General features: G+C 51.2%; 8 protein-coding genes. 2 read left to right on the top strand and 6 right to left on the bottom strand.

Translation table 11 applies throughout. The features are described from left to right. From HOV93_RS03560 to HOV93_RS03550, 3 genes are read right to left on the bottom strand one after another with little or no spacing between them, the layout of a single operon-like run. Entirely contained in the window at nt 1-2,244 is a 2,244-nt protein-coding gene (locus HOV93_RS03560) for a xanthine dehydrogenase family protein molybdopterin-binding subunit (protein WP_207395094.1), read from the bottom strand. 60 nt (nt 2,245-2,304) lie between these two features. Then, nucleotides 2,305-3,372, bottom strand: a complete 1,068-nt coding sequence (locus HOV93_RS03555) for an FAD binding domain-containing protein (protein ID WP_207395093.1) — start codon at nt 3,370-3,372, stop codon at nt 2,305-2,307. Between the two features lie 3 nt (nt 3,373-3,375). Further along, entirely contained in the window at nt 3,376-3,957 is a 582-nt protein-coding gene (locus HOV93_RS03550; protein ID WP_235989795.1) for a (2Fe-2S)-binding protein, read from the bottom strand. A 356-nt stretch (nt 3,958-4,313) separates the two neighbouring features. On the opposite strand from HOV93_RS03550, the gene HOV93_RS03545 reads away from it, so the two are divergent. Next, nucleotides 4,314-5,780, top strand: coding sequence for a cytochrome B6 (locus HOV93_RS03545; protein WP_207395092.1), 1,467 nt, complete (start codon nt 4,314-4,316; stop codon nt 5,778-5,780). A gap of 436 nt (nt 5,781-6,216) precedes the next feature. Further along, on the top strand, nt 6,217-6,933 hold the full coding sequence (locus tag HOV93_RS03540; protein ID WP_207395091.1) for a hypothetical protein: 717 nt from the start codon (nt 6,217-6,219) through the stop codon (nt 6,931-6,933). A 21-nt stretch (nt 6,934-6,954) separates the two neighbouring features. Here HOV93_RS03540 and HOV93_RS03535 read toward each other — a convergent pair whose 3' ends face one another. The 3 genes from HOV93_RS03535 to sbnA form a co-directional block, all read right to left on the bottom strand. After that, entirely contained in the window at nt 6,955-8,325 is a 1,371-nt protein-coding gene (locus tag HOV93_RS03535) for a Y4yA family PLP-dependent enzyme (RefSeq protein WP_207395090.1), read from the bottom strand. 80 nt (nt 8,326-8,405) lie between these two features. After that, nucleotides 8,406-10,121: an FAD/NAD(P)-binding protein gene (locus HOV93_RS03530; protein ID WP_207395089.1), complete on the bottom strand. Its 1,716-nt coding sequence runs from the start codon at nt 10,119-10,121 to the stop codon at nt 8,406-8,408. Between the two features lie 11 nt (nt 10,122-10,132). Next, nucleotides 10,133-11,182: a 2,3-diaminopropionate biosynthesis protein SbnA gene (sbnA, locus tag HOV93_RS03525; protein ID WP_207395505.1), complete on the bottom strand. Its 1,050-nt coding sequence runs from the start codon at nt 11,180-11,182 to the stop codon at nt 10,133-10,135. Nucleotides 11,183-11,894: the final 712 nt, after the last annotated feature.

Here is an 11,894-nt window from a genome sequence, read left to right as displayed (position 1 = left end):
TTAGGCCATGACCTTCTCTAGCGTGATTGGAAGTTCGCGACAACGACGCCCGGTAGCGTTGTAGATTGCGTTGGCGATGGCGGCCGAAACACCGGTGATCCCAATCTCGCCTATTCCTTTGGCCCCAATCGGCGATGCATTGAAGTCGGGTTCGTCGATCCACATAATATCCACTGCGGGGATGTCTGCATTCACCGGGATGTGGTATTCGGAAAGATTGTCATTAGTGATGCGGCCCAGACGATGATCCCAATGCGTGGCCTCTTGCAGGGCGTGACCCACTCCCATGATCATCCCTCCCATGAATTGGCTGCGGGCCGTTTTAGCATTGAGGAGCGTCCCACACGCGAAGCATGCAAGCATGCGTCGTAACCGAACTATGCCGAAATCTTCGTCGACCGCCACCTCGACAAACTGGGCTCCATAGGAGTGATTCGACGTGGGTGAGTCCTCGCCGCCATCGAATTTGCCGACCACGACTATTGATGCGCGGTTGATCTCGGCCAGGAAGTCTTCCAAGCGAAGTTTGTCCTGTCCGTGAATAATATGGCCATCTTGGAATTGAATGTCTTTCGGGCTCTTGCCCTCGAGAAAGGAATTTTTCGGGGCGGAATCGATAAGCTTCTTCTTGAGCTGTTCTACCGCATCGCTGACGGCAGATCCGAGACTATGGGTTGTGGAACTTCCGCCTGAGATTCCCCCAGGTGGCAATTGCGTGTCGCCGAGAACCATCGAAACTCGTCCTGCTGGAATATCCAGGAGGTCGGCCAATAACTGGCTCTGGACCGTGGCCGTGCCGGTGCCAAGTTCGTGCGAGCAACAAGCCACTTCCGCAGTGCCATCGTCTCTTACGGTAATGCGTGCTTGGGTGGGAAAGCCATTCACGGGAAAGGTCGATGAAGCAACGCCGTATCCAATTAGCCACGAACCTTCTCGTTGACTACGGGGCTCTGCTATGCGCTTGTGCCAACTGAACTCTTTAGCGCCCTGTCGGAGGCATTCCACCAAATACCGACCGCTGAAGGGCTTATTCTTGTGGATGTCTTTTTGGGGCTCGTTGCGAATGCGAAACTCAAGAGGATCAATTCCAAGTTTGGTAGCCATTTCATCCATGGCCGATTCGAGAACAAACATCCCCGGTGTCTCCGGCGGAGCCCGCATAAACGTGGGAAGCTGAGTATCGAGACGACATTGTCGCTGAGCTAAACGCAACGTTTGGGTGTCATACATCATTCGCGTCGGAAGTGTGAACGCTTCGACGTAGTTCTCCTTACGCGAAACAGTCGCGGTACCCTCGTGAATTAAGGAAGTAATGTGTCCCTCTTTCGAACACCCGATCGCCACCCGCTGACGCATGGGGGTGCGATGCCCAGTGCCGCCGTACATCTGACTTCGAGAAACGACAACTTTTACTGGCGCGTTGGCTACCTTGGCGCAGAAACAAGCTAATAACGCATGCGGCCAGGTTAGACCCTTAGAGCCAAACGCTCCGCCGATGTATTTGCAAATAACCCGTACCTGTTGGGCATTGAGTTGCATGACTTTGGCGTAGCTAGTTTGCGCAACGCTGATGCTTTGCGATGTTTCATAGACTGTCAGAAATGGTTTCTCATCTTTTTCCGTAAAATGAGCGATCGCAGCGTGTGGCTCCATCGGATTGTGATGGTTCATGTGCGTGGGGTATTCTTCATCGATAACGACTTCTGCCGCATGCAAAGCGGCTTCCGCATCGTTGATCGTGATAACCGGCGGCTCGCCGAAAACATCTCCGGGGCGTTCATCAGCCGGGGCCTGATCGATGTCGGTTACATGGTCGGTCGTTTCGTATTTCACTTTGACCTGCATCGCCGCGTCACGGGCCGTCTCAAATGTGTCGGCCACCACGGCGGCAATGTACTGTCCGGCGTAAAACACTTCCTTTTCAGCGGCGGGATAGATACTTGAGGCAATACTTGTTTCGAATCCTGTCTCTGATCCTGAAGCGACGCGTTCAAAGTCAGGTACGTTGTCAGGCGTCAGGATAAATCGCACGCCTGGCATTTGTTTCGCTTCCGAAGCATCAATCGAAACGACTTTACCGCGAGCGATCGTGCTCGGGACTGGCACCGCGTGTAGTAGTCCATCGATTGGCCATTCCGCAGTGAACGTCGCTTTTCCAGATACCTTTTCGCGACCGCTCTTCCGCACAATTGGCTTGCCAACGGGGCCGCGCATCTTGATTGGGGGATAGTTTGTCTCGGCCATCTTCTCAATTTCCCTTTTTTAAGATTTGGTAACGACCCAGCTGAGTCAACCCTAAATGAGTTAGGCTCGACCGTGCTGCATTGCCCAAAGACGCTCGTCGTCAAACTTCCCTTCGTCACGCAAGATCTGCAAAGCACGAATCATGGCGCGTTTTGCCATAAGGACCTTATATTGCGTGCCAACGGGCGGACGAGCCTCGGCTAATGCTGCTTCAGAGGCAGCGCGAAATGTTTCATCGCTGGCCTTTTTGCCGATCAAGGCGCTTTCCGCAGCTGCACTGTGCCAGGGGATGGAAGCCAGACCTCCAATTGCAATTCGTGCATCGACGATTGTCTGTTCGTCGTTCGGGCTATCTCCTTCCAAAGAAAGTCCAGCCGCGATACTCACGAGTGCAAAAGCGTAGCTGCTGCGTTCGCGGATCTTCAGATAAAAGCTTTGCTGCGTTACATCGTCGAACTCTTCGGCACTGCCGACAGGAATCGTTACGTGCGAGATGAGTTCTCCTTCATCAAGTTGCGTTGAATACTGTGTTTGATGCCCTCGTGGTGTTTTGTAGAACTCACGTGCTTTGATCGTTCGCTGACCTTCACGGCCTTTTACAAGGATGCTTCCATCAAACGCGACCAGCGCGACGGCAAAGTCCCCAGGATAGGTGCCTACCAGTCGACCGTCGTTTCCGAGTACGGCTAGATAGGTTGTATCCACCCCGGAAGCGGAAAGCGCGTCGTGCTCGCCCTGAAGAGCATCGTCTGGCATGTCGGGATGGCGAAAATAGGTTGATCGAGTTCTCTGTAAAAGATTTCCCCCAATGGTTGCCATATTTCGAATCTGGGGGGATGCAGCCAAAATTAATGATTGTCGAAGCGCGGGGAAGTTCTTTTTAATTGGATCGGAATCTGCCAACTTGGCCATTGTGCAACCGGCACCAATGACCAATTTTCCATCGACAACTTCGACATGATCGTTCAGCAATGGTTTGACATGAACCAATTGCCGTGGTTGAAGTACATTCAGTTTCATCAAGTCAAGGAGCGTCGTTCCACCGCCAAGTGCCATGACTTGGTGGTGATCTAAGGAGAGCTGGGCCACGTCGAGGGAACTTGGAGACTTGTATTCAAACGGAATCATGCGCTAGTTCCTTGCTTCTTTGAGCGATAAAACCTTAACCTTCGATGCAGGGTCTTCGGCCGATTCTGCCCCAGCGGTCTGGCGCAGGGCGGCCAGAATATTGGGGTACGCAGAACAACGGCATAAATTTCCGCTCATCCACTCGCGGGCTTCCTCCTCACCGTTCCGGGCATGGCCTTCTTCGATACATGCGATTCCCGACATGATCTGGCCAGGGGTGCAGTAACCACACTGATATGCGTCGCAGCGGAGAAAGGCCTCTTGAATAGGATGAAGTTCGTCTTCAGGAGAAATACCCTCGATAGTCGTTACTTTTGCGTCGTTAAGCGTTGCGGCCAGTGTCAAACAGGAGAGAACTCGCTCTCCATTAACATGAACCGTACACGCCCCACAGGCCCCGTGGTCGCAGCCCTTCTTGGTGCCTGGTAGATGAAGATGCTCTCGAAGCAGATCCACTAATGTCGTGCGAGGGTCAAGCTGTACGGTTTGTTGATTACCATTTAGCTCGAATGTGATCTCATGTGGAGTGGGCGTACGTCCTTGCTCCTGCGCTTGGTCAGCCTGTCCCATTACATTGCCTGCCATCGAAGAAGCTCCCGCTGCAAGACCCATACTTTTAAGAAACTCGCGTCGCCGCAATCGTTGTTCGTCTTTCTTTTGCATAGGCCCTGCTTTCCCGTTTAAATTCTCGCAATTGAACGATTGCTTCCAGGTAGCCGGCCAAGAGCAAGCGAAGACCCACTGCAGTGGAGCGTGCTGCAATATCTGTGCCACCTGCCGGTCATTCACCTGGTCTATTGCCGCGAAATATGACCGTTGAGGGTTTCATGAAAAGCATTCGCAAAGGCCATTTACCAATGCTCTTGGTCCGAGAGTTGCGGGACAGACGCACATCACTGTCCAACAAACGATTTTCCCCTTCAGCTAATCAGGCAGAAACGATGCACTCTACACGAATTGGCATTTGGCTCGTCGTTACTAGTTTATTGGCGGCACATGACCTTCTTGTGGCCACGGCAAATGGTCAGCAGGTTCCCCCCATGGCACCTGACAACGTAGATGTCGAACCCCCTATGAAGGAGTCTTCGACGCCAAAGCCGAAACCGAAGACCTATATGGAAGTGGTTAAGGAAAAGCCTTTTCAAGAGGTTTATGAAGCGGACGCAGCAAAGCGAGATGATATTAACCAACGCCAGGCCGATCTCCTTGGGCATCGCTATGATTTGACCGACCAGCCTTCCGATATATGGATGTCCGGAAAACGAAAGAAAGTTCAACAAGGTATTCGCATCAGATTGCCGGAAGGGATGACCTGGGAACGACTCGGAGATCTCACGCCGCAGCAGATTCACGATCAGCGAGTCTTTCCTGCTGGTTTCCGCCCCTTACCCCATGCTCATCACGCAACCGGCGGACAGGTGTTTCCAAAAAATCAAATCGATGTGATTGCGAAGCTTGAGCAACGAAACTTGAAACGTTTTGACGTGGACTTTGACCTACCAGATCACTTAACGCCTGAGTTTCCGCCACCGATGTTTCTCATTAATCGCCCCGAGCTAGGTGACGTCACCCAGGGCGAAGTTCTTTCCATCAAGAATTATTATGGATTGCTCAAAGGGAAAGTGACGCCGGTACAAATGGAAGGGATGCGACTCTTATTGACTCCTTTTCCGCAACAGCAGTTCAACCAAACCGAGGATCGCAAAACGATCGAGCCTGAGTTGGGCGTATCATGTCTCGATTGCCATGTGAATGGCCACACGAACGCGGCATTTCATCTGAATCCAGATACACGTCCGCAGGAAAATCGTTTCCGGATCGATACGGTTAGCCTTCGTGGTATGTTTAATCAGCAAATCCATGGTTCGAAACGCTCATTACGATCAGTAGAAGACTTTTCTCAATTTGAACAGCGTACGGCCTACTTCGATGGCGATCACGTAATTGCGATGAAAAAGGGAGTGCACCTGCCTGATCGAACGGATCAGGTGGCCATGATGGCTCAAATGCAGAACATGTTGGATTTTCCACCCGCACCAAAGCTCGACGTGTTCGGACGTCTTGATCCTGCCAAAGCAACCAAGCAGGAATTGGCAGGCGAAAAGATTTTCTTCGGCAAAGGTCGCTGTGGCGAATGCCACCCGGCTCCGAATTACCTTGACGACAAAATGCATGACCTACAGCTAAGTCGTTTCTATGACTTCGAGATGGTCAGCGGGCACAAAGACGTCCCAGCCGGTGCGATTAAAACATTTACACTACGAGGTATTAAAGACTCCCCGCCTTACCTGCATGACGGACGTCTTCTTACCCTGGAAGATACTGTGGAGTTCTTCAACATTGCCTTGCAAACCAAGCTGACTGCCGACGAGAAGGCTGCCTTGGTCGCGTTCATGAGATGCTTATAACGTGGTGTTGATCGGGCAATTGGCTCGCGATTGGTTAAGCCGTAAAGCGTCGATAGTCTGTCGACGCTAAAAAGGAAATGAGACCTCGCACATTAATAGCTTGTAAGTATTGAAAGCCGCTACGGAACTGTCGGGGAGGCCAGCGAGTTATCTCAATTTGAGAGAAGGATCTGGTGCTTATCTTCGCCTGAGTTCACTGGCTCAAGCTCTGGCATGTGCAAGCACTTTGGGCCATCCATCGTCATTATCCCCTCTCTTACGCGGCAGAAATTCTAATGTTTGCGATCGGACGTAGCTTCAATGCGATAAATGTCGTATGCTAACAAAATCTGGCTGGGACTTGACTCTTTCTTGAGACGTGCCCTCACGACTTCGAGCGGTTGATCTATACTACCTGGCGCAGAGATCTTTCTTTTGGATAAGAGCGTAGGTTAGTATGAGTTATGAACTCGACGACGAGCTTTACGATGATCCCTCTCGTATACCACGTGAAGTAAAACAACGTTTTGGTGTGCTTCCCCATTTTTTCCAGCTAGGGCCGGAGACGCCTGAGATTACGGAAAACCTCTGGGGATTTGCCAAGTTTGGGTATCTGGATAATCCACTGCCGTCTTTGTTAAAAGAACGGTTGTTCGTCTACCTGTCACGCTTCTGTAGGATTCGGTATTGTCTGGCCCGGCATGTCGGATTTCTCGTCGGGCTGGGGCGACCTTCAGGAAATATGAAGTGCCCTCCTGAGACGATAGACCAAGTCGTTCAATTGATTCAGCGTGACTTGCCATGCGGTGAAGCCCTCGAGCCTCATTTGAATGCTCTACGGGATAAGCCTACGATTTTTGCAAAGCCACCGGCTAGTGGTACCCCTGAGGAAGAGACGCTATTCGCTTGTGCGTCGCACGTATTCTTACGGACTCCCCAGGCGTCTTCATGTCTCAAGGCCCTTAACGGAGCGATGGGCGCAGAAGCGTTTCAGCACCTACTCGTGTTTCTCGCATTCGTTCGCACGGCGCATTTTTGGTCCGAAGTTCATCCAGAGCTTGAACTGGAAGAAGACCTGAAGACGCTGCTCAAGGTCCACGGAAAGCTTGCAGAGTGTATTCAATGCGAGCCTGAGGCCATCGAGACGACCCCTTTCGTTCGTTGCGATATCTAAACTAGAGCTGCAGCGTCAAGGTCATAGGTCTATTTCATCGATACTGATTTGTGGCGGGGCCAGTGATGTGACGACCGCGTTCGTGGCGAGGGGAAATTGGTGAGATCGACTCTCACGAAAGTGCATGAAATAGCCAGCTGTGTTTGGAATTGCGATCAGGTCACCAATGCTCACGCCCTGCGGAAATTGAAACCTTCGAAGGCTTATAAGTTCGGACTCTGTACAGTAGGCCCCGACTAAGTAACCTTCGATTGCATCGCTTCTGAGAGCATCTGGCTCAGGCACCAAGATTGGGTCAACCAAGAAGTCGTCACTGCTTGTCCGGCATTGGGTAGAGTTCATGCTTAACCCCACAAACCACTCTCCATTGGGATGCTGTTTCCGGAATACCACTTTGGCCACCGTCATGCCACAACCATCGAGCACGCTTCGGCCAGGTTCGCACCGCAGTTGAAGGTTACGCTTGCGAATCGCGTCAGCAATCGTAGACGATTCGAAGTTAGAAGTAAGTACAGTCCGCAGCCATTCGCCTTGTACAGATGACTGAAAGTAAGGATAGCAACTTCGGGTGCCGTGAATTTCTCCCTGAACATCTAGGAAGCCGAGCCCATGATTCTTGAATGTGATCGGCTTCCGCTTGTTCAATACAGCATGATGAAGTTCGTCCCAGAAAGAACGCCACTGAGCCTCGTCCATTAGATAAGACATTGGGATACCACCACCCATATCCAGAAACTGAACTGGATGACCAAGTTCTCGGAGGGTATCCGTAACAGGTAAGCACTGGCTTATCGCAGCCACTCTTTGTTGTGCGGAGTACCCGTCTAGATGAAAGTGAATGCCAGTGATACGAATCGATGGCCGGGAAAGCGTATCTTTCCAGGATCTCAGGAATTGATCCAGTTGATTGATGTCGATACCGAATCGTGAGTCGAGTCGCTTACCATTGAATTCAAAGCCACTCAGCCTTAGTGCTATGTCGACTGGTGGTGCGGATTCGCTGAGATGTTTCGACAATTGATGTAATTCATCGGCATTGTCGATGGCAATAGTCGCTTCGGAGTCAACGCACGCTGACAGCAAGCCTTCGTCTTTGATTGCCGCCGTGCAGATGATGTTTCGGCCGGAGATTCCACGTTGGGCAACTTGCTCAAGCTCTTGGAGACTCGCGACGTCGATACCTGCACCTGCTTCGGAGGCGACATCTACAAAGCTGAGGCACTTGTTCGCCTTCCGCGCGAAATATACACGAAAGTCAATTTCAAGCTGCTGCGCTATACGGTTAAGCGATTGAATGTTATGAACGAGGGGCTCGGTACGGATAAGATTCAAAGGCGAGCCATGTTGCCGCATCCAATTATGAATTTCACTGCTGTTTAGGATGTTTTCCATCCAGGGTTGCAAGTAAGCACTTAGAGGAAGGATCCCCTGGCATTTCGAGCGGAGGCTAGAAATATTAAAGACGTCTGTATTCAAAGGGTATACTCTCGATTTAGAACTCGCTGCGCAGTCTTCTGCGCCCAGTTCTCGATTTGAGGATGAAGTTTGCGGCTAAGTGTATCATTTCCTAATACAGTCCCTTCCGTGACTCTACCAAAAATGGCCAGGTTCTTACGCTGATACGGTGGAGGACATCCGTGCTCATCCACCGGAAGACCGATTTCCCGGTTGTCCCAAGCGATTGCATTGCCATCGAGTAAACTAGATATCGGTCCTCTTGGTGAAATCTCGCACGGTGCAGGAATCACGGCGTTGACGACTACGTTAACTTCTTTTCGGTGATGGTCAGAGCACAGATCCAGTTCATGGAGACCTTGAGTGAGTTCAGCCTCACTGACAAACCTTAGGTCAACGATGCCCGAATCGATCAACGCGAGCATACGACTCATATTTTCAGGTGGTGGGCCGAATGCGAGGCGTTCCATCTCAATGGTAACTTCTCGAAATAGTTTCCATCCTGCAACACATAAGCCTCCGTGGCTAACACGGGCAACAAGGGCTGGATAGATTCGCCGCCAAGTTTCACCCCAGATCCAAGCTTCATTTGGTTGTGACAGACCAATTCCGACATCGCGTGATCGTTTCATCACGTCGTAGGCCTGTGCCGCAGAAAATTTGGAAGATTTCCACCATGTAAACCAATCTGAAAGGTCAGATCGGACTGAGGCAGAACTGCTTGTCGTTCGGATTGCCTGAAGTGCCTGCGCTGACACATTTGTGATCGTCTGCCAAAGTTCTTCAACCTGCCGCGAGGGATCGTCTGACTGAGGAACAGCCGCGATGGCTAAGCGGCCGCTCTCCCAGATATCAGAAAGGCAGCTTGGCAGCTTCATTTGTGGTTCGACCGATTTGGCCAGCAGGGGGCGTCCCGTTCGTGAGTAAGGGAAGATCTTTGTCGGTTCATCACCAGAGCGTTGGTAAGTCCAATGATCTGCTGTCTCAGAAAATGTGCCGCCGCGGCCTTCAGTAAGTGCAAGCGTGGCATCGATCCAAGTTAACCCAAATCCTCGGATCGCAACCGTTGATTGCGCCGGAATTCGTGCCTGAGAAAGTTGACGCCCCACTGGGAACACGTGTTCGATAATTCGCGCATCATGTTGATTGGAGAGAGTGCCCGTCGAACGCCAGCCTTCGTGCCCGGTCGTAAGCACTAAGTTATCGGCCAGCATGGATGTCTCAGTCGTCGAAACTTTCCATGCTGGGCCACTCTCGATGACTTCAGTGACGCGTGCTTGGTGCACTTGGACGGCCACATCACTAGGGAATTGTTCGAGAACTTGCCGAAAGCATTCGTGCAAATAGCGACCTACAACGGGCCTTGGAGAGTAGCCTTCCGGATTGGACAGATGTGGGAAGTGCTCTTGAAGCCAGTCTAGTAGCGACATTTGGTCTATCTGGCGAGAATTTTCACTACCCCAGGCGTCGATCCGTCCGTTGGGAAAGTTCATTCTTAGGTAGTCAGGTTGATCAAGTGCGTAAACATTCCCTGCACCGGGATGTGAACAAGGGTCAAAGACATCGACGGCCACCGGACAATCGGTAGAATGATGACTTAATGCCCGGCTCAGGGATTCAAGGCAATACAGACCACGAGGACCACCTCCGATAATCGCGATGCGATAAGGTGATTCTTTCGATGGACGCAGATTTTCCATTCGATCGGATAGCTGAGTATGAATTTGAGTCATGGCATGCACGATTAGCTAGAGCTCACGTTACTTGTTGTCATCTGCTCTAAATCATCGGGAGAAATTCCGAGTTCCTGCTGCACCCATTGATCGTTGAAGACGGTGTCTAAGTAACGCGCCCCTGAGTCATGCAAGATGGCCACACATGTCTTGCCCAACAGTGTGTTCTGTGCAGACCGGATCGCTTCAAGTACTCCGCCTGCGGAGCCACCGATCAGCATGGCTTCTTTCGTGGCTGCTCGACGGCAGCCGATCACGCAGTCGAGATCCGTGACTCGATGCACGTGCTTGAAGAATTTATGGCGAGCCAATGCCGGTTCACGGCCGGCTCCTAAGCCAGGTATCATACGGCGGCCGGACGTACCACCAAATAAGACGCTCCCAGTGGCATCGACTGCGACTACCTGGGTGTTTCTTCCGCGAGCACGTAAGTAATTGCGACAACCTTGAATCGTCCCAGTACTGCTTGTGGCCACGAACAAGTAATCGAGTGTTCCGTCCAACGTTTCGTCGATTTCACGGATGGTTCCCAGTTCATGAGCCTTGGGATTCTCGGTGTTGGCGTATTGATTGGGCCAATAGCTATTGGGTAACTGTTCTAAGAGTTCATCTACGCGTGCGAGTCTGGCTGCCAGGAAATCCCCTTCGATTGGAGTGGTAACCTGTTCAATTTCACTGCCTAAAGCTTTAATGATTGCCAAATTCTGAGCCTGAGCTCTTGGGTCGACAACACAAACGAATCGAAGTCCGTAGTAGCGACATGCTTGCGCGAGACCGATACCCATATTCCCTGACGAAGACTCTACGATCGTCGTATCGCTATTCACTTTGCCTGATTCGATGGCTTCGCGGAGCATCTGCAATGCAGGACGATCCTTGGCACTTCCCCCCGGGTTCTGCGATTCCAGCTTGGCGTAAAGTGTTACATCGTTGCGATCAAGAAACCGGGTCAACTGGACTAGAGGAGTTGAACCTATCGCCTCAAGGATTCCCTTTGCTACTGTCGGCCTGGTATGGGACGCACAATTCACCGGAGCGTGAAATGCGTTTGCTGTAATCATGTTATCTGCGGTATTTAGCATGGGATGCGTACTCATTCCCAGGTGAGGGCGTAGCTAATTGTCAATTATGAGAGACTTACTCGTAAAGCAATAATCGTGCCATGTTGCTTCGTCTCACGTGCAATGAATGCTTCCTTCATCACTAACGGGAGAGAGAATCGCTTAAAGATGATCAGATCTGAAATGACCTAGCCATGACGTGATCCGAAAGCGGTCAGTGTGGTAGAAAATGGAACCGCCATCGTATGAACGTAAGACGTCGTTTAAAAGTTCAGATATCTATTTAACCAAAGGTTCGCAAGCTTCGGGTGCAAGAAGAGCTGCGTGCCATTTAGCTAATTGGGATCTTTCGGAACCAACCCCAAAAGAGCTTGCAGTTCTGATGTCTCTGCCGTTTTGCCTCGGACGATGTTGCCTTGCCGACATGATCGCAACCAGATGTTAGAGCGTTGACGTTGTCAGCACCTTGATCAAACGTGTCCAGAAAAAAATTGTACGATTCATCTACTCGTAAGACCTGGGGCTCCTTCGGGATGAGAACGACCAAAACCAATCGAGCAATTGTTGTTCCCACGATGACTGTCAGTGAAGTGATTGTTTTTCGATAAACTGCAAGATCATCGCTCGCCCCAACCAGCAACCGTAAGCTTCGCTGTGATGGCGGATCCGATTCTCCTTCCAGGATGGAGAGATAGCTGACTCCATAACAACC

The sequence above is a fragment of the Bremerella alba genome (assembly GCF_013618625.1).
In the GTDB taxonomy this organism is placed as follows: domain Bacteria; phylum Planctomycetota; class Planctomycetia; order Pirellulales; family Pirellulaceae; genus Bremerella; species Bremerella alba.
The sequence above is the reverse complement of the archived record's forward strand: the minus strand, read 5'-3'. Positions and strand labels throughout refer to the sequence as shown.

Coding starts and splice junctions, on each gene's coding strand:
- HOV93_RS03535 (WP_207395090.1), bottom strand. CDS start 8,325: ATGGAAAACATCCTAAACAGCAGTGAAATTCATAATTGGATGCGGCAA.
- HOV93_RS03545 (WP_207395092.1), top strand. CDS start 4,314: ATGCACTCTACACGAATTGGCATTTGGCTCGTCGTTACTAGTTTATTG.
- HOV93_RS03530 (WP_207395089.1), bottom strand. CDS start 10,121: ATGACTCAAATTCATACTCAGCTATCCGATCGAATGGAAAATCTGCGT.
- sbnA (WP_207395505.1), bottom strand. CDS start 11,182: ATGATTACAGCAAACGCATTTCACGCTCCGGTGAATTGTGCGTCCCAT.
- HOV93_RS03555 (WP_207395093.1), bottom strand. CDS start 3,372: ATGATTCCGTTTGAATACAAGTCTCCAAGTTCCCTCGACGTGGCCCAG.
- HOV93_RS03540 (WP_207395091.1), top strand. CDS start 6,217: ATGAGTTATGAACTCGACGACGAGCTTTACGATGATCCCTCTCGTATA.
- HOV93_RS03560 (WP_207395094.1), bottom strand. CDS start 2,244: ATGGCCGAGACAAACTATCCCCCAATCAAGATGCGCGGCCCCGTTGGC.
- HOV93_RS03550 (WP_235989795.1), bottom strand. CDS start 3,957: ATGGCAGGCAATGTAATGGGACAGGCTGACCAAGCGCAGGAGCAAGGA.